The sequence below is a fragment of the Mesorhizobium sp. WSM4846 genome, from assembly GCF_055811415.1.
In genome coordinates this window covers 1-17,476 of the sequence record NZ_JBVVPZ010000040.1, presented here as the reverse complement: position 1 = coordinate 17,476, position 17,476 = coordinate 1, and the positions used below count along the sequence as shown (strand labels likewise).

Here is a 17,476-nt window from a genome sequence, read left to right as displayed (position 1 = left end):
TGACCCGGTTCTTCCGCCAGGAAGTGACCCGGTTCTTCCACCAGGAAGAAACCCGGTTCTTCCGTCGGCCGAGGGGTCGGCCCGATTGCGTGTGCCAACCGGTAGTCGCCTGAAATGTCGGCTCGGGAAAGCGGCCTCAAGGATACCGGTATCCAGATCTCTGAAGCGACGGTCAGTGATTTCTTCGCGCTTCTGAAACCACGCGTCATGGCGCTTGCTGTTTTTACCGCTTTCGTCGGGCTGATGGTGGCGCCCGGGGCGATGAATCCGGTCATCGCCGTGATTGCAATCGGTGCAATTGCGGTTGGAGCGGGCGCGGCCGGGGCACTCAACATGTGGTACGATGCCGATATTGACGCGTTGATGTCGCGTACGTCAAAGCGGCCGGTCCCGTCAGGCCGGGTCACGCCCGGCGAAGCGCTCGGCTTCGGCATGGTGCTTTCCGTACTTTCGATCATGACGCTCGGCGTGCTGGTGGGGTGGCTCGCCGCATCGCTGCTGGCCTTCACCATCTTCTTCTACGTAGTCATCTACACGATGTGGCTGAAACGCTCGACGCCGCAGAACATCGTCATAGGTGGCGCCGCGGGTGCCCTTCCTCCGGTCATCGGGTGGGCGGCCGCCACCGGCGCCGTCGGGGTTGAAAGTCTCGTCCTGTTTCTGATCATTTTCCTCTGGACGCCGCCGCATTTCTGGGCGCTCGCGCTGTTCAAGATCGGCGACTATGCCGCGGCCGGCATTCCGATGATGCCGAACGTGGCCGGCCAGGTTTCGACCAGAAAGCAAATCTTCGTCTATTCGCTGATCCTGGCACCAATCGGCGTGCTCCCTTGGGCTTTCGGATTCGCGAGTGGATTGTACGGGATTGTTTCGGCCGCATTGGGCGCGGGTTTCATCTGGCATGCCTGGAAGCTTCTGGTCGACAAAAGATGGGCTGAAGGATGGGAGATGAAACGCGCAAAGGCGCTGTTTGCCTATTCGATTCTCTATCTTTTCGCGATCTTTGCCGTGCTGCTTGCCGATACCGTTGCAATGCGTGTCGTCATGTCAGCCGGAAATTGACGGCATGACCTGCCTCGTGGCTGCATTGAATCCTGATGTTCTCGGATTTTTTGCCGGGTTGAGAATCGGCGATTGCTGAACGAGGTGCGCCCGAACCTGCTCAAACCTCACGTTGGCACTGCGCAGAATCCCAGCACCAGCAGAATAACTATGCCAAGGCCGAGTATAAGAACGGTCTTTCCATCCATGACCTTCACCCTTCAACCCAGCTTTGAGACTAGCGAAGAAAGGCCGTTAGAGCTAGCGGGATCACCGGAGCCGTCCCCGCAGACAAAGGGCGGCGACAAATGCCATGCAAGAGCGTATGTTGGTCATGGTGCAGGTCGCGGTTTTGCGTGGCCAGTCACGCTGAACGACAGCACCGTGTAATCGCGACCTTTACCGGACCTGGTCTGGAGGAATGGTCATGGCAAGTTTTCACGTGATTGCAGGCGCCAGCGAGACGCTGGAGCACACCAGAATTCGAAAGATAGGCGTTTCCGACCTTTTCGACGCGCTCAAGCGTGGCGTCGACGATTTCATGGTCAAACCGTCGCACATCGTTTTCCTCTGCCTGATTTATCCGCTTGTTGGCGTGGTGCTCGCTGTCTGGACGTCGGGCAACAACGCGTTGCCGCTGTTGTTTCCGCTGGTATCTGGTTTTGCGCTGATCGGTCCATTCGCGGCGCTCGGCCTTTATGAGATCAGCCGGCGGAGAGAGGCCGGGCTCGACGCCTCATGGAGCCACGCTTTCGAGGTCAGGAATTCTCCAGCGCTGCCGGCCATCGCGGCGGTCGGGATCATGCTGCTTGCGATCTTCATCGCCTGGCTGTTGACCGCGCAGATATTTTATCAGCAGGTGTTCGGTTCGGCCCCGCCGGAATCACTGTCCAGCTTCATCAGTGAAATATTCGCCACCGGACGTGGCTGGACGCTGATTATCGTTGGCCACGCGATCGGCTTCGTCTTTGCTGCGGTCGTGTTGTGCACCACGGTCGTCGCGTTCCCGTTGTTGCTCGACCGCGACGTCGGCGCCTACGAAGCCATCCATACCTCGGTGCGGGTGGTCCTGGCGAACCCGATCGTGATGGCTGTCTGGGGGCTGATTGTCGCCGTCGCCCTGATCATAGGCTCGCTGCCGGTGTTCGCCGGGCTGGCGGTGGTGCTGCCGATCCTCGGTCACGCCACCTGGCACGTCTATCGGAAAGTCGTGGAATCGCCGGCCTCCACCAGACCGGCGGGCTGAAAAAATCCTGCCTGCCGCACCGGCGAGAGGCCGCTGCGGCAGGTTGGCAAGAGTGCTTAGTAAGCCGGGTAGCTAAAGCGGGCTTGCCGTGCTTCGCTGGTCAGGTTGCGGAAATCCTTGCCGCTGACATGCACGAGCGTCCTGTGGTCGCCACCCTCGAAATAGATATCGCCGGCATTGCCGAGGCTTTCATCGACAATCACCGGCACATCGTAGGCCGCGCCGATCGGCGGGATGGCGCCGGTGTCGCAATCCTCGAAAAGCGAAACCACCTCGTCCTCGGAGGCGAGCCCGATACGCTGGTGCATGACGTCCTGCAACGTGCCGAGCTCGATCCTGTGCGTACTGGGGACCACGGCCAGCGCATAGCCACCGTCGTGGTGAACCACCACCGATTTGGCCATTATGCTGCCGGGCACATGCGCCGCTAAGGCGGACTGCCTGCTTGTCGACGTGCGGTGGTGCTCGACGGTATCGTAGGAAATTCCTTTCTCGTCGATAAAGTCCTTCAATCTGTTTGCGATCGTCATCTTGAGCCTCCCTTCCTGGAGTTCGCGACGGAGAAACGACGAAAATCGTTCTCCTTCTGTCGTTTTCCGGTGGTGACAAAAATGGGCCAGCTGTCGACCGTTTCAAGGCAACGCAGAGCGGGCCGTGAACAGCCCCTCGACGGGAAATGCTGCCCGACCCGAATTGCGCGTCAGGGCTCGGTCCCAAAAAACAGCGTCCGGGTAATAAGCGTGTACTCCGATTCGAAGACCATCATTGCCACGAACACCAGCACCAGGATCGGCGGCAATATGATCGCATAGGTCAGCGCCAGCCGCTCCCAGGCCATGTGCATGAAGACCGCGACGATCAGGCCGGCCTTGAGCATCATGAAGATCAGGATCAGCGACCATCTGAGATAGCCCTGGAGGCCGACATAATCGACCAGATAGGAGCAGGCGCTGAGGATGAACAGCCATACCCAGACCACCAGATAGAGCTTGATCGGGTGCTCCTGATGAACCTCCGCAGGGGCGATGCCGGTTGCTCCCGCATCATGCGCTTGGGTTCCGTGCAGCGTATGTTGCCCCAGACCGTTTGCGGTTGCTTCAGCCATATCTGCCTCTCACCAAAGCCATGTCTGCCTCTCACCAAAGATAGAAGAATGCGAAAATGAACACCCAGACCAGGTCGACGAAATGCCAGTAGAGCCCCATGATCTCGACGTGCTCGTAGCGGCCCCTGCGACTGGTGAAGAACCCGGGCCGGCCGGTTTCGTAGTCTCCGCGCCAGACCTTTCGCGCCACGATGATCAGGAAGATCACCCCGAACGTCACATGGGTGCCGTGAAAGCCGGTGATCATGAAGAAGGATGACCCGAACTGCGCCGCACCCCACGGATTGCCCCAGGGCCGTACCCCCTCGGAGATCAGCTTGGTCCATTCGAAGGCCTGCATGCCGACGAAAGTTGCGCCGAGTGCTGCGGTCAAAAGCATCAGGATCGCTGTCTTGCGGCGGTCGTGGCGGTAGCCGAAATTCACCGCCATGGCCATCGTTCCGCTGCTTGAGATCAGCACGAAAGTCATGATGGCGATAAGGATCAGTGGAATATCGGAGCCGCCGATGTGAAGCGAAAAGACCTCGCTCGGATTGGGCCACGGCACCCGGGTGGACATGCGGGCGGTCATGTAGGAGAGCAGGAAGCAGCCGAAGACGAAGGTGTCGCTGAGCAGGAAGATCCACATCATGGCCTTGCCCCAGGACACGTTCTTGAACGCCCGCTGATCCGAGGACCAGTCGGCGGCGACGCCTTGCAAACCAGGTGGCCGCGCCTGTGCTTGGCCGGTATGCGTCACGGTCGTGTCTGCCATCCGTCCGCCCTCCTAGGTCAGCAGCTGTCGGCAAATTTCGATAAAAGTCGCGGCCCAGCCGGCCAGAAGTGCAAAAATGGCGAGCCAGACGAAAAGGAGGAAATGCCAGTACATGGCGCACAGTTCGACACTGAGGCGAAGCCGCTCCGGCCGTGCTCCGTTCCAGGCGACGGCAGTTGTTCTGCCCAGGCCCACCAGCCCGCCCAGTATGTGCAGCCCATGCATCCCGGTTATCAGGTAGAAAAAACTGTTGGCCGGATTGGCGGTCAGCAAGTAGCCGTCGGCGGTCAGTTCCCGCCAAGCCACAAGCTGTCCAACCAGGAAGGCAAGCGCGGTGAGCCCAGCCGTGACGAGGCCGAGCCTGACCGCGTCGATCTCGCCCCGGCGCGCAGCGACCGAGGCGCATTGCAGCGCGATGCTGCTCAGGACCAGCACGCCGGTGTTGAACCAGAGCACGCGCGGCAGCGGCAGCGCCTGCCAGTCCGACAGCGCCATGCGCATGAAGTAGGCGCTGGTGAAAAGCGCAAACAGGCAGCCGACGACGGCGAGGAAGACGCCGAGGCCGATCTTGGCGGTCGGCAGCGGCGATCCTTCCAGGCCGACAATATCCCCGATCACACCTTGCTCGAGCCATGGCTTGGCCATCAGCCGCTGGTGGGAAAGCCACCATCCGACAAAGCCGGCGATGACGAGGAGGAAGACCAGAATGACGCTCATGCCGGCTCCCTGGAGGATCCGAAGGAGCCCGGCACGTTCTGCGGGATAAAATCCTCCTTGGCGCCAGGCACGCTGTAGTCATAGGCCCAGCGATAGACGATTGGCAGTTCCTTGCCGAAATTGCCATGGGCGGGCGGTGTTTCCGACGTCTGCCATTCGAGCGTCGTGGCGCGCCACGGATTGCCGCCGGCCTCGCGGCCGTGGCGGATGCTCCAGATCAGATTGAACAGGAACACGATTTGGGCAAAGCCGACGAGGAACGCCATGATGCTGATGAACGCGTTCAGATCGTGGGCCGACTCGGTCATCACCGTCGTGTTGGTCAGTTCGTGGTAGCGGCGCGGCACGCCCATCAGGCCGATGTAGTGCATGGGAAAGAAAATCAGATAGGCCCCGAGGAAGGTGACCCAGAAATGGAACTGGCCCATCGCCTCGTTCAGCATCCGGCCAGTGACCTTCGGGTACCAGTGATAGATCGCCCCGAAGATCACCAGGATCGGGGCAACGCCCATGACCATATGGAAATGGGCAACGACGAACATCGTGTCCGACAGCGGAACGTCGACGACGACGTTGCCGAGAAACAGTCCGGTCAGCCCGCCATTGACGAAAGTGACGATGAAGGCCAGCGCAAAAAGCATCGGCACTGTGAGGTGGATATCGCCGCGCCACAGTGTCAGCACCCAATTGTAGACCTTGATCGCGGTCGGGACGGCAATGATCAGTGTCGTGGTGGCGAAGAAGAAGCCGAAATAGGGATGCATGCCGCTGACATACATGTGGTGCGCCCAGACCACGAAGCTCAGCGCGCCGATGCCGACGATGGCCCAGACCATCATCCGGTAGCCGAAGATGTTCTTGCGCGCATGGGTGCTGATCAGGTCGGACACGATGCCGAAGGCCGGCAGCGCCACGATGTAGACCTCGGGGTGGCCGAAGAACCAGAACAGATGCTGGAACAGGATCGGGCTGCCGCCGCCGTGCTGCAGTTGTTCGCCCATCTCGACGATGGCCGGCATAAAGAAGCTGGTGCCGAGCGCACGGTCGAACAGCATCATCACGCAGGCGACAAACAGCGCCGGGAAGGCGAGCAGCGCCATGACTGTCGCGGTGAAGATACCCCAGACGGTCAGCGGCAGGCGCATCAGCGTCATGCCGCGTGTGCGGGCCTGCAGCACCGTCACGACGTAGTTCAAGCCACCCATGGTGAAGCCGATGATGAACAGGATCAGCGAGACGAGCATCAGGATGATGCCCCAGTCCTGGCCGCCTGGTGTGCCGGTCATGATCGCCTGCGGCGGGTAGAGCGTCCAGCCGGCGCCGGTCGGTCCGCCGGGCGCAAAGAAGCTCGAGACCAAAACCAGCACGGCGAGCAGGTAGATCCAGTAGCTCAGCATGTTGACATAGGGAAAGACCATGTCGCGCGCGCCGACCATCAGCGGGATCAGGTAGTTGCCGAAGCCGCCCAGGAAGAGCGCCGTGAGCAGGTAGATCACCATGATCATGCCGTGCATGGTGATGAACTGATAGTAGGCTTCCGGGGTGATGAAGTCGAACGTGCCGGGGAAGCCGAGCTGCAGCCGCATCATCCAAGACAGCACCAGCGCCACCATGCCGATTGCCGTCGCCGTCGCCGAATACTGGATGGCGATGACCTTGGCGTCCTGCGAAAAGACGTATTTCGTCCACCAACTGTGCGGATGATAGAGTTCCATCTCCGCGACTTCGGCTGGCGGTACCGCATCTGCAGGTGTGACATCGACCATATAGGAACACCTCCGTGTCCTTTTCGGCCAGGTTCGACAGTTTCGAGCCCTGCCGCAATTTCAATCCAAATCGCCGTCTTTGCCGGCGTCTAATCTGCCGAGCCCACCTGCTGGGGGGCCGACAATTGCGCAAAAGTCTGCTGTTCGCCGAGCCAGGCCAGATAGTCTTCCGGCGTGTCGACCATCACCATGCCATTCATCAACGGGTGCCCCTGGCCACAAAGCTCGGCACACAGGACCTGAAAAGTTCCGGTCTTGGTCGGGGTGAACCAGAAATAGGTGACCGAGCCCGGGATCATGTCCATCTTGGCGCGGAATTCCGGCACGTAGAAATCGTGCAGCACGTCGATCGAGCGGAGCAGCATCTTGACCGGCTTGCCGACCGGCAGATGCAGATCGGCGGCTTCGACGACGACATCGTCCTGGCCGTTGGCATCACTGGCGTTCACGCCGAGGGGATTTTCAGGGCTGACGTTGCGGGTGTCGGACGTGCCGAGCTTGCCGTCCTTGCCGGGCAAGCGAAAACTCCATTGCCATTGCTGGCCGACGACTTCGACCACTGTTGCGTCGCTTGGGACGCTGACGAACTGGTTCCAGACGAACAGGCCGGGAACCAGCATGGCGGTGACGCCGATTGCGGTGACGATCGTCAGCCACCATTCGAGCCGCTTGTTCTCGGGTTCGTATGCCGCCTGATTGCCTTCCCGATGACGGAAGCGGAAGACGCAATAAGCCATGAATAGGACGACGGCGGCGAAGACGACGCCGGTGATCCAGAAGGTGATGATGATGGTGTTGTCGATATAGTCCCAGTTAGAGGCAATCGGCGTCCACCACCATGGGCTCAGGAAGTGGAACAACACTGAGCCCACAACTACCAAAACGAGTACAAGCGCTATGGCCATATCCCGTTCCTCCCGGCATTCCAAGGGCGCGAAGCCGTCCCAGGAAATGCCAAATGCATCATAGCTCGATTTCCGGTCGAAATTCTAGTGCGGTCTTCCCGTCAGCGGAAAACGCAATGGCGATGATGTGGAAGAACCCAAGATGAAGACGGCTGCGGCGAAGAAAAAACCTGCTGGCCCACCGAACAACACGGCGTTCTGCCGGATCGTGAAAGGCCGCCCCCTCGCGTGGGCTGAGGCTGGTTCGGGATGGTGCCGACGGGATCAGGCGATTGGTTTTTGAGCAGACCGGCTCCTGCTGTCCTGACGGTTCGGGCTGCTGTCGGGGCGAGGCAAGGCCGATTTCGACCTAACCGGGTTCAGCGAGGCGGTCGGCCGGAATCGCCGCAGCTGCAACGCCGAGTTGCCGCGATCGGATCAGCAACGCTCGCCTTGACCGCTGCGCTTTAAGAGATCCAGCGGGTTATTCCGGCGCAAACGTCTCGAACGCAGCCGCGCAGCCAGCGGTGCGCCTGATCGGCATCCAGCCGCGGGTGCCACAAAAGTGAGACCGAGATTTCCGGCAGGGGAACCGGCAGAGGGAAACAGAACATTCCATCGCGCAGGTTTCCCGTATAGCGTTCGGGAACGCTGGCGATCAGGTCTGAGGCACGCGCCAGAGCCAGAGCTTCCGAAAAGCCGCCGACGACCGTCGCGACCTCCCGTTTCAACCCTAAAGGCGCAAGGGCATCGTCAATCGGTCCCCTGTCGAGCCCGCGACGGGAGATCAGGATGTGCCGTCCGGCTGCGAAGCGGGCAGGGGTCATCATCACCTCGCACAATGGATGTCCAATTCGCACGACGCCGACGAAACGATCACGGAACAGCGCTTGCGCGCGAATCTCCGGTCCCGTGGCCTTTCCGACAACGCCGGTTTCCAGGTCTACGCTGCCGTCGCGCAGAGGCGTGCTGTCCTTGTCCGGCTTCAGCACAAAACGCAGCCGCACGCCCGGTGCCTGTTCGCCGACGCGCGCAATGAGATCCGGCCCGAAATTCTCGACAAAGCCGTCCTGGTTTCTGAGCGTGAAGGTCCGCACAAGCCGTTTCAGGTCGAGCATCTCAACAGGGCGCAAAACGGCTTCGGCGTCCTGCACAAGCCAACCGACGCGCTCGCGGAGCTCGAGGGCCCGAGGCGTCGGAACGAGGCCGCGTCCAGCCCTGACCAGCAGCGGATCGCCCGTCGTCTCTCGTAATCGCGCCAGCGCCCGGCTCATCGCCGACGGGCTCAGCCGCAGCCTTCTGGCGGCGCGCGCCACGCTGCCTTCCGTCAACAACACGTCAAGCGTGACAAGCAGATTGAGGTCGGGATGCGACATATGATGATCTTAGCATGGCCGGCACGATCTGACATGGCGTCAAACGCAATGATTACGTGCAAATGATGCGCCTTCCGCCATCTCAAGCAAAGGACTACCTGTCTGCCAGCTCCGTTTCGGGAGTCGCGCCAGAAAACGGAGTTCATGTTGAAGCCAATCGATGCAGGACGGGCAGTCGCCGAAAATCCAGAACGGGCACCTGCGGTTCGGTGGGCGCTCGCCGGCCTTTCGCTATCGATGTTGCTGTCCTCCCTCGGCATCAGCATCGCCAATGTCGCCTTGCCGACGTTGACGCAGGCGTTCGACGCCTCGTTCCAGGAGGTCAAGTGGATCGTGCTGGCTTACCTCCTCGCCATCACCACCCTGATCGTCAGCGTCGGGCGACTAGGTGACATCACCGGTCGCCGGCGGCTGTTGCTGGCCGGGCTGTTCCTGTTTACGGTGGCCTCGGTCCTGTGTGGCGTCGCGCCGACGCTCTGGCTGCTGATTGCAGCCCGGGCGGCCCAGGGCTTGGCGGCGGCCATCATGATGACCCTGACCATGGCTTTTGTCGGTGAGACGGTGCCGAAGGCAAGGACCGGCAGCGCGATGGGGCTGCTCGGAACGATGTCGGCGATCGGCACCGCTCTCGGTCCCTCGCTCGGCGGTCTGCTGATTGCCGGAGCCGGTTGGCGGGCGATCTTCCTCGTCAACGTGCCACTGGGCTTCCTGGCATTTTGTCTCGCCTACCGCTATCTGCCGGCTGATCGCCGGGAGCCGAAGACGGGTCGGGCCGGCTTCGACGTTGTCGGCACGCTGCTGCTTGCCCTGACGCTTGGCGCCTATGCGCTCGCGATGACGATCGGGCGTGGCAGTTTTGGTCAGCTCAACCTGGCTCTATTCGTGGCTGCAGTCTTCGCGGCCGGTTTGTTTGTGCTTGTCGAGGCGAGAGTGGCGTCGCCTTTGATCCGATTGGCCGCTTTCGGCAATACGACGTTGAGCGCGAGCCTCGCCACGAGCGCGCTCGTTGCGACGGTGATGATGGCGACACTGGTGGTCGGGCCGTTCTATCTGTCTCGTGCGCTCGGGCTCGACGCCGCTGTTGTTGGCATCGTCATGTCGGTCGGTCCGCTTGTCGCCGCGCTGACAGGTATGCCGGCTGGTCGCATAGCCGACCGTTTTGGCGCTGGGCGCATGACCGTCATTGGGCTTATCGCGATAGCCGCCGGTTGCTTCATTCTATCCGTGATGCCGGCAATATCGGGCATCCCTGGCTACATCGCCCCGATCGCCGTCATCACATCTGGCTATGCGCTGTTTCAAACGGCAAACAACACCGCTGTCCTGTCGGATATCCGCCCGGACCAGCGGGGCGTCATTTCCGGCTTGCTCAATTTGTCGCGGAATCTCGGGCTCATCACCGGCGCATCCGTCATGGGCGCCGTGTTCGCATTCGCCTCAGAGGCCATCGACATCGCAAAAGCGCGGCCCGACGCCGTCGCCACCGGTATGCGGATCACGTTTGCGGTCGCGGCAATACTGATTGTCGTCGCGCTCGCCGTCGCGGTCGGAGGTCGCGCTGTCGCGGCACGCCCGTCGCTGCCTGGCGTGTCATGACACGAGACAGGGCGCTTTTGGGGCCGATGCTTGTCCAGGGCGTCAGATCAGCGCCAGGCCCTTCATGCTGGCATGACCCTTCTTGCCGATGATGATGTGATCGTGGACGGCGATGCCGAGCGGTTTGGCCGTCTCGATGACCAGCTTGGTCATCTCGATGTCGGCGCGCGACGGCGTCGGGTCGCCTGACGGATGGTTGTGCGCCAGAATGATCGCGGTGGCGGAGAGTTCGAGCGCGCGCTTGACCACTTCGCGCGGGTAGACCGGCGTGTGGTCGACGGTGCCGACCTGCTGCACCTCGTCCGCGATCAGCGCGTTCTTCTTGTCGAGGAACATAAATATGTGCAATATCAATATATTAGATAGCTATATACCATCAAAAATACCAGCATGCGTGTTGATCCACAACCTATTTGCGTAGAAAATTTCACCGCGAAATGACGAGGGCAGGGTTGTATCGGGAGTGGCTACCCGGGAAGCTACGCTTTTAGGATGGATCCTATTCGATTTGGAGTAACAGGTGAATTGCTGTGGATATTGGTTTTGCCAAGAGAACGAACAGGCCTGCAAGAGCGGCGAGTTTCTAAGGTCTGATTTTCGGGCAAATCGGTCTACAAACGAGAGACAAGCCAAGTCCGCGACGCTTGGCGCATGTGCAATCGCTACAACATCACTACGTTGCAAGAAGCCATACGCCAGTGGACCCGTGCCTGCACGACATCCCGCCCGACAACTGCAATAGGCCACAGCCACGTGTGCGAGCCACATGGAGTTCCAAGCCCGCCTATGCGGCCTTTTTTGCGACTGGTTTGAACGGGTTGCCAATCGTGAAGGAGTCCGGCCGGATTCCGCGCTCGATCTGCATCCAGGTCACCGGATGCGCGATTGGTAAGCCGAGCCGCGCTCTTGGCGAGAACGCTCTCACGGCCGTGTTGCCGCGTCCGTTACGCAGATAGTCAATGAAGATCCTGCCTTTTCGGACCGCGGGTGCGGAGGACAGCAGGTAACGATCAGGATCTGCATCAACGAGGCACTGGGCAAGCGACTTCGCCAATTGTCGCGCACAGTCGTGGGTCATCTTTGTCTCTAGCGGTGCCGTTAAATGGATGCCCTTGCCGCCCGTAACCTTCGGCCAGCTCTTCAGGCCTGCCGCTTCCATGATGTCGCGAAGCGCTAAGGCGGTCTCGGTCACTTCATTCCATTCGACGCCTTCACCGGGGTCAAGGTCCAGAACGATTTGGTCGGCATGCTCGATATCGTCGACTGTGGCGTTCCAAGGATGGAGTTCCACGGCATCCATCTCGACGAGCCCCAGCAAACCGGCATGTTCGAAGACAGCCTTGCCGGTCACCTCCAGATGCTCGGCGTAGATTAGCGTCGGTGCCGCTTCCTTCAGCACCTTCTGCAGTGCCGTCTTGCGCTTCACCAATGGTTTCTGCCGAAGATTCCCGGCCGTTAAGGTGCAGAAGGTCGAAGGCATAGAAGGTAAGCATCGGCGAATTTGGATTGCCCAGCTCCCGCTCCAGGGCCTGAAAGTCCGGCAAACCAGTGTCGCCGAGGACTACAGCTTCGCCGTCGATGATAGCGGATTTCACCGGCAGGCCCGCCGCCGCCTGGACAATTCTTTTGTATCGGTGAGACCAATCGTAGCCGCGCCGTGTGAAGGCTCGGGCTGTGTTGCCCTCGACGATCAGCTGGGTCCGGTAGCCGTCGTATTTGATCTCGTGAAGCCATGCACGGCCTTCCGGAGCTTTGTCGACCAGCGTGGGCGATTGAAACTCAACGAACGAGAGCCGGTCTTTGGCGCTGCTCATACACTCGTGACCCCAGGAAGGGTCGCCTCGATTGCGCCATTTCCCGATGTTGACGGCCAACTTCGCGAGTGTCGCGATCCGACCCTAAGCGGAAGCTCGTTCGCCCCCGGCTGAATTCACGCCCATGACCCTGACCGGACCTTCCTGCCGCCAATCGGCATCGCGGAAACGGACGTTCAGCCGAACCAGCACTCATGACCCGAGCCGATCTTCATCAACCCATTGCGCTACCCGTGGAACCCGTGGCTCTTAGTTCCCGCAGTTGTTGATGGTCGAAATCACTGAAGTATGAGTGAAGTTCACATTGCTGATGCCGCGCGAGTCGACCTAATCCGTGACGGGATCAGATGCCGATGAGAAATAGTGGTGCCCATACCGAAGGCGACGCGTTCGACTTATTGTCGCTGTCGCGTAGTAACGTGATCATCGCAAGACGCAGTGCTTCAGAGCGTCCCAAATCTGGCGTGCGTGCCAAGTTTGCGAAGGTTTGTGTTGTGACGCGCACAGCCACGTCGGTCAAAACGGGCCAATGGGAGACCACAAATGCACGGTTCCCCGCGTACAGGAAAGCTCTTACCAAGCCTGTCAGACCTTCGGCTCCAACATCTTCGCCGGCCGCGGTGCTACACGCCGATAAAACTACCCAATCGGCGTTCAGATGAAGACGAGCGATCTCAGACGACGTGAGAAGGCCATCCTCTCCCTGGAACGTGGAAGTTTCGGGTGGGGTTAGAACCAACGCCGGTTCACCCCTCATTTTCGTCAAATACTGAACATCACCCGCGATCAAACCATGGGTTGCAAAATGTATGACCTTGAACTGCGAAAGCTCTCCGCTAGCATCGAGGTCGAAGAGCACTTTTTCAGACGCGTTTGGCCCCACTTTAATAACACTTTTGGATGCCCCGAGTATCTCGGAGACGCACGTCAGCTCGATCTCAGTTTCAGGAAGCGGACACATTGCCCGCACTGTAGACAGTACGCTGAGGGAGTCACCACCAGATCGATAGAGATCCGCGAACCCGGTGCCAGCTGTGCCGCTTAATTCACGCGAGGCGTTCACGCCCTTGCCATTCGTTTGGTCAATGCCAATGCCCGCCAGTTCTTCACAAGAGACACGGTTCGCGTCACCTGAGCGGCAACTCCCCGAACCCGAAAGCGTTGGATTTCCAATTCCAAGATAGCCTGCTGGTTCGGCTGCGAGCGAGAAGCGCTCAAGGGTATTCAAGCTCGCAGGTGACGGAATGACACTAATAGCATGTGTTAGGATCAACCACGGCTGAGCGGCCGCGTCTACATTAGCAGTCAACACCTTTTCTGCAGAAGGCTTTGTTACCAAGGTTGAGAAGGGCAGGCTCGTTAAAGGTCCAGAGCCTGCCACAATGAGCTGTTTGCCGCCGATGTCCTTCTCGATTTGGCCGAACAATTTTTCATAAAGCTCGTTAGCGATCGCTAAACTGAATGGAAGCGGCTCGCCATCATTCCATTGAACGTTGAGAAGACTTCTACAGCTCCGGCGTGCCCACTCATAGCGGTCGAGTCCGCACCGTAATGCTTGCACGCTCTGCTTCAATCGTTCTTCATTGATATCGATACGAAGCCACCTGAATGAGGTGGTCGTTATCAGCCACTGATATGTTTTGGACTCGCCGACGACAAAAAATACAAGCGCTTCAGACGGCCGTAGCTTGGCCCTGACGGTTTCAACGTCAATATGGGAGAATTGGGCTTCGTCAATCTCCGACCCTAGGCTTCGCAGTTCCCTCACGACTTCTTCAATGTGCGCCTCAAGAGCCGCGATTTGGGCCCTGATTGCTGCGATCTCCGGATCTTGACCAGCGTTAGGCGTGTTCACGACCATCTGGGTAAGTAGCATCCTGAGTTCTTCAAGCTTACCAGAGGAGTCCTGTCTTTCTCGCAACAGCGCGGCGGCAGACGGGTCACTTACCAGAAGGCGATCAGCGAACAACGCGTTCGCTTCAGCCGTTGCGCTCCAAGAAACAGTCTGTCCTACAGACAAGCTCTCGGAGAACGCGTCTTTCCTGCTATCTCGCAGCTCCCACAAAACATCGAGTTTTTGGATACCTGCCGAACGCATATGGTCTGCGAACTCGCTTCGGCCGATTTGAGAGAGAACAAACAGACGGTTGTAGATATCTAGCGCTGACTCAATGCTGGTGAGCGAGCCCTCATAATCCTTGGCGCGCAACTGGGCCCGGCTCAAAAGCGCGAACGCATCACCTGTTTGCCCAGCCAGGTCTCCGACACCGTTGAGATTCACCTGCAATGACTTTTTGGCATAAGTCATTGCCCCGTCGACGCGTTTATTTTCAGAGGGCTCCTCAGACCAAGACAAATAGGCCTCAGCTATATTGTAAAACTGGATTCCGCAGGAGAGGCAAAAAGCTTCTGACGATAGTTTCTCGCTGAGTACTTCTTCATATATTGCAATTGCCTCCTCATATTTTTCAAGCTTCAAGAGAAAGCTCGAATAATTATTCTGAACCTTAAGAACATCTCCTCGAATCGCGGGATCAGTTTGATCCAGCGCTGCGAGAATCTCATGGGCCTTCCGGTTTGCCTTGATTGCGTTCGGGATGTCATTGCGACCCGAATAAGCGGCGGCCAAGTTGTCCAGGATCACTGCCGTCAGTTGCTCGCTATCTGCAAGTTGGCGGGCGATGAGGTAGGCTCGGTTTAGGTAGGCAATCGCATTTTCCGACTCGCCAGCGTAGTAGAAGTGCATGCCGATTCGATTGTATATCTCAGCGACACCGAATTGGTCGTCTACGCTAGCGACAGTTTCGACAAAGGCCTGAAGCTCCTTCAGCGCCGCACCTGTCGCCAGTTGCATCATTAGAGCGTCGTAGAGCGCCAGTTTGGCATCCCAGGCGTACTGCCGCATTCCCTCTCGAATCTCAGATTGATTGGTTGGGTCCGTCCAGCTTTCAGTGAGAACCCGAGCCGCTTCGCGGTAGAACGGAATGGCAATGTGGGCGCGACTTGTTTGTTGATACAGGTGACCAATTGTCTGCTTAATTACGGCACTTGGGATGGAATCCGGACCATCAATAGAGTCGGTCAGCCTAAGATGCTGTTCGAGTAGCGGGATGAGTAAGCGGAGAACGTCGGCATCGCCATAGTAGGTAAACTGACCACGCTCCGCACCCTTTGAGGCTGCCAAAGCTCGGATTTGCCCGTCAAGCGCGTCCCGTCGCGCGTCGTCCGAATCCGCTTTACTAACAGCTAATCCGTAGAATGTGGCCGCCTTTTCATAGAGCAGGGACGAGGTATCCTCTTGTGCTTGGCTGTCACCCAGCGCGCTTAAAGATTCTGCGATATCCAACGGCACAGAATAGAAATCCGTACCGCTTAGGTTGATCGCAATTTCATTGAATGCTCTGGACAGCTCTTCGAGCTGCCGCCCCAGTAGCTGCTCGTCTGATGTAATGTCGTTTGCAAAGAGCGTGTTGAGCGCCGATTCGAACGTCTTAAGCCGACTTGGTGCAGGTGACGGAGCATCCTGAGACAAGCATACAGTCGTTCCGCTTAAAAACGCGATGAATGTAAGAAGAAGGAATTTCTGGAGCCACAGGCGAACCATTTCAGCATCCTCTAGACGGCCTACCTAAATATCGACATCACGACCTGGGCTGCCCCGGTTCCCGACTTTCTTGTCACGCGAACTGAATAGTCGCCGCTAACATCTCCGTCGAACCGGCAGAATGCAAATTGTCCGTCGTCGTCGCGCTTGCAATCAGGATTACTTAAGATGGATTCTTGCCCTCGTGTAACGGACAGATCGAAATCTTGCTTGTCGTCAGAATTAAATTCCCCGTTCATTGCGACCGAGAAAGCGCGAGCGTCTGGAGGGACGGAAATAGTGGTGCGCTCGCTTACGAGCATATCACTGAGGCCGATGTTGTTGCTAAAAAGCTCTGGCTCACTACTTGGTTCAACGGCCGGCGCGTCTGCCAGTGCAGCGTCTATGAAGCTCAGGTAAGTGAAGACGTTTGCGTCGAAGCTATTGTCACCCACCAAGCAGTCTTCCTGCCGTCCTCCAGACGTGACACCCGCCAGAATATAAGTTGAGCCGGTGTTGGATGCTTGCTCGACTAGCATCGGCCCACCGGAGTCCGCGTTACATGTATTGGAGCGAACTGAACCGCCTTCTTCCAACTGAGAAAATTCCCAACACACAAGCGCGTTATTTGGGTTAGGTTCCGCGCAATCCGAGGTTTGAACATAGCCCTTGCGCTTAAGTCCATAGTTGTAGTTCACGCCACCAGTTCGACCGAAACCGACGATGGTTCCGAACGTGCCGATCTGCAGGTTGGCACTTCTGTTGATTTCAATTGGACTAATTCCAAGCACAGGAGTGCTCAGGGTCAACACAGCAATGTCGGCAATCGGAAAACGGTATTCAGCCTCCATCCAATCGATCTCGGTGAGATTAAAAGCTCCTGCAGCTTGAAAAAAAACGGTATAGTTTGACGGGGTAGGGTCTTCTGCAATGCAGTGAGCGGCTGTCAGGAACTTGTTGCTCGCGATAAGTGTGCCCGTACACCAAATATGCGCTACGGCCGCGTCTCCACCTTTCAAGAGAGCTCCCACAGCAGGGAATTCATGAGTCGGTATGCCATTTACAATCCGCTCTTGGTCAAGACGCACGTCATTCGCAGTTCGCCTATCTTGGGCTGTAGCGACGCCTGCCGAAATCGCCAACGCTAAAATAGCTGCATGGAGGGCGCGGGCGGCGAAAAATGAGCGAGACTTACAGGCGGTTCCGGCCTTCATCACACCTTCCTCCAGATCATCGAGAAATCATCTTGCCGCTTATCCAACTTCAACTCAATAGCGTCCTGCCGAGCGCGCAGCAGTCCGTCGCGTTCCGATAGAGTGGGGTAGGTCTTGGGTGCTGATTCACAAGCTAAGTGCTGGATTCGTGGGAGCGCGGCGTCTGTTGGCTCTCGATAATTACTCATGCACTGAGGGAGACTTCCCGCCGCGCATGAACGTCGGCTTACGGAAGCACCAAGAAGGTCAACAAATGGCGCTACCTGCTCGTTCCGGTCGACGAGACGAATGGCAACATTCCACCGATAGTGTTGAAGAAGTCGGCGATGAAGCCGTGGATCCACTCGCACCGAAGCGTCTTGATTAAGGTCGACGCGACC

The 17,476-nt window shown here is 58.5% G+C and carries 13 protein-coding genes and 2 pseudogenes; 3 read left to right on the top strand and 12 right to left on the bottom strand.

Annotated elements, in window-relative coordinates; translation table 11 throughout:
* The first annotated feature begins 114 nt into the window (after positions 1–114).
* Together AC0L15_RS25995 and AC0L15_RS25990 are read left to right on the top strand one after the other, a co-directional pair.
* Positions 115–1,062: a heme o synthase gene (locus AC0L15_RS25995; protein ID WP_287284500.1), complete on the top strand. Its 948-nt coding sequence runs from the start codon at positions 115–117 to the stop codon at positions 1,060–1,062.
* Positions 1,063–1,468: 406 nt separating this feature from the next.
* Positions 1,469–2,287, top strand: coding sequence for a DUF2189 domain-containing protein (locus AC0L15_RS25990; protein ID WP_128246765.1), 819 nt, complete (start codon positions 1,469–1,471; stop codon positions 2,285–2,287).
* Positions 2,288–2,343: 56 nt separating this feature from the next.
* Here AC0L15_RS25990 and AC0L15_RS25985 read toward each other — a convergent pair whose 3' ends face one another.
* The 7 genes from AC0L15_RS25985 to AC0L15_RS25955 form a co-directional block, all read right to left on the bottom strand.
* Complete coding sequence (locus tag AC0L15_RS25985; protein ID WP_287248859.1) at positions 2,344–2,817, bottom strand: aminoacyl-tRNA deacylase; 474 nt, start codon at positions 2,815–2,817, stop codon at positions 2,344–2,346.
* A 170-nt stretch (positions 2,818–2,987) separates the two neighbouring features.
* On the bottom strand, positions 2,988–3,392 hold the full coding sequence (locus AC0L15_RS25980) for a cytochrome C oxidase subunit IV family protein (RefSeq protein ID WP_128246764.1): 405 nt from the start codon (positions 3,390–3,392) through the stop codon (positions 2,988–2,990).
* Positions 3,393–3,423: 31 nt separating this feature from the next.
* A complete protein-coding gene (locus AC0L15_RS25975; RefSeq protein ID WP_473497550.1) occupies positions 3,424–4,146 on the bottom strand; it encodes a heme-copper oxidase subunit III family protein in 723 nt (240 codons plus the stop codon).
* Between the two features lie 12 nt (positions 4,147–4,158).
* Positions 4,159–4,863, bottom strand: coding sequence for a cytochrome c oxidase subunit 3 (locus tag AC0L15_RS25970; protein ID WP_128246762.1), 705 nt, complete (start codon positions 4,861–4,863; stop codon positions 4,159–4,161).
* Entirely contained in the window at positions 4,860–6,629 is a 1,770-nt protein-coding gene (gene ctaD, locus AC0L15_RS25965; protein ID WP_287223187.1) for a cytochrome c oxidase subunit I, read from the bottom strand. The genes AC0L15_RS25970 and ctaD overlap by 4 nt, the downstream gene beginning before the upstream one ends.
* An 89-nt stretch (positions 6,630–6,718) precedes the next feature.
* Positions 6,719–7,534, bottom strand: a complete 816-nt coding sequence (gene coxB, locus AC0L15_RS25960; RefSeq protein WP_287229340.1) for a cytochrome c oxidase subunit II — start codon at positions 7,532–7,534, stop codon at positions 6,719–6,721.
* A 446-nt stretch (positions 7,535–7,980) separates the two neighbouring features.
* Positions 7,981–8,889 (bottom strand): LysR family transcriptional regulator, encoded by a 909-nt coding sequence (locus AC0L15_RS25955; RefSeq protein WP_287248853.1) that lies wholly within the window; start codon positions 8,887–8,889, stop codon positions 7,981–7,983.
* A gap of 144 nt (positions 8,890–9,033) precedes the next feature.
* On the opposite strand from AC0L15_RS25955, the gene AC0L15_RS25950 reads away from it, so the two are divergent.
* The gene (locus tag AC0L15_RS25950; RefSeq protein ID WP_473497548.1) at positions 9,034–10,485 is read left to right on the top strand and encodes an MFS transporter; all 1,452 of its coding nucleotides are present in this window, start codon (positions 9,034–9,036) and stop codon (positions 10,483–10,485) included.
* A gap of 42 nt (positions 10,486–10,527) precedes the next feature.
* Here AC0L15_RS25950 and AC0L15_RS25945 read toward each other — a convergent pair.
* From AC0L15_RS25945 to AC0L15_RS25925, 5 genes and pseudogenes are all read right to left on the bottom strand, one after another.
* A pseudogene (locus AC0L15_RS25945) lies at positions 10,528–10,821 on the bottom strand (JAB domain-containing protein); the annotation flags it as partial.
* Between the two features lie 448 nt (positions 10,822–11,269).
* Positions 11,270–11,809 (bottom strand): annotated as a pseudogene (ligD, locus tag AC0L15_RS25940) (non-homologous end-joining DNA ligase LigD); the annotation flags it as partial.
* Positions 11,706–12,299 carry an ATP-dependent DNA ligase gene (locus AC0L15_RS25935; RefSeq protein WP_473497546.1) on the bottom strand — a complete coding sequence of 198 codons (594 nt, stop codon included), beginning with the start codon at positions 12,297–12,299 and terminating at the stop codon, positions 11,706–11,708. The gene AC0L15_RS25935 and the pseudogene ligD, both read right to left, overlap by 104 nt.
* Before the next feature lie 343 nt (positions 12,300–12,642).
* Entirely contained in the window at positions 12,643–15,903 is a 3,261-nt protein-coding gene (locus AC0L15_RS25930; RefSeq protein WP_473497544.1) for a CHAT domain-containing protein, read from the bottom strand.
* A 20-nt stretch (positions 15,904–15,923) separates the two neighbouring features.
* On the bottom strand, positions 15,924–17,096 hold the full coding sequence (locus AC0L15_RS25925; protein ID WP_473497542.1) for a S1 family peptidase: 1,173 nt from the start codon (positions 17,094–17,096) through the stop codon (positions 15,924–15,926).
* Between the last annotated feature and the right edge of the window lie 380 nt (positions 17,097–17,476).

What these genes read in the sequence shown, in the direction of transcription:
- AC0L15_RS25995 (WP_287284500.1), top strand. Translation starts at nt 115, where the DNA reads ATGTCGGCTCGGGAAAGCGGCCTCAAGGATACCGGTATCCAGATCTCT.
- AC0L15_RS25990 (WP_128246765.1), top strand. Translation starts at nt 1,469, where the DNA reads ATGGCAAGTTTTCACGTGATTGCAGGCGCCAGCGAGACGCTGGAGCAC.
- AC0L15_RS25985 (WP_287248859.1), bottom strand. Translation starts at nt 2,817, where the DNA reads ATGACGATCGCAAACAGATTGAAGGACTTTATCGACGAGAAAGGAATT.
- AC0L15_RS25980 (WP_128246764.1), bottom strand. Translation starts at nt 3,392, where the DNA reads ATGGCTGAAGCAACCGCAAACGGTCTGGGGCAACATACGCTGCACGGA.
- AC0L15_RS25975 (WP_473497550.1), bottom strand. Translation starts at nt 4,146, where the DNA reads ATGGCAGACACGACCGTGACGCATACCGGCCAAGCACAGGCGCGGCCA.
- AC0L15_RS25970 (WP_128246762.1), bottom strand. Translation starts at nt 4,863, where the DNA reads ATGAGCGTCATTCTGGTCTTCCTCCTCGTCATCGCCGGCTTTGTCGGA.
- ctaD (WP_287223187.1), bottom strand. Translation starts at nt 6,629, where the DNA reads ATGGTCGATGTCACACCTGCAGATGCGGTACCGCCAGCCGAAGTCGCG.
- coxB (WP_287229340.1), bottom strand. Translation starts at nt 7,534, where the DNA reads ATGGCCATAGCGCTTGTACTCGTTTTGGTAGTTGTGGGCTCAGTGTTG.
- AC0L15_RS25955 (WP_287248853.1), bottom strand. Translation starts at nt 8,889, where the DNA reads ATGTCGCATCCCGACCTCAATCTGCTTGTCACGCTTGACGTGTTGTTG.
- AC0L15_RS25950 (WP_473497548.1), top strand. Translation starts at nt 9,034, where the DNA reads ATGTTGAAGCCAATCGATGCAGGACGGGCAGTCGCCGAAAATCCAGAA.
- AC0L15_RS25935 (WP_473497546.1), bottom strand. Translation starts at nt 12,299, where the DNA reads ATGAGCAGCGCCAAAGACCGGCTCTCGTTCGTTGAGTTTCAATCGCCC.
- AC0L15_RS25930 (WP_473497544.1), bottom strand. Translation starts at nt 15,903, where the DNA reads ATGGTTCGCCTGTGGCTCCAGAAATTCCTTCTTCTTACATTCATCGCG.
- AC0L15_RS25925 (WP_473497542.1), bottom strand. Translation starts at nt 17,096, where the DNA reads ATGAAGGCCGGAACCGCCTGTAAGTCTCGCTCATTTTTCGCCGCCCGC.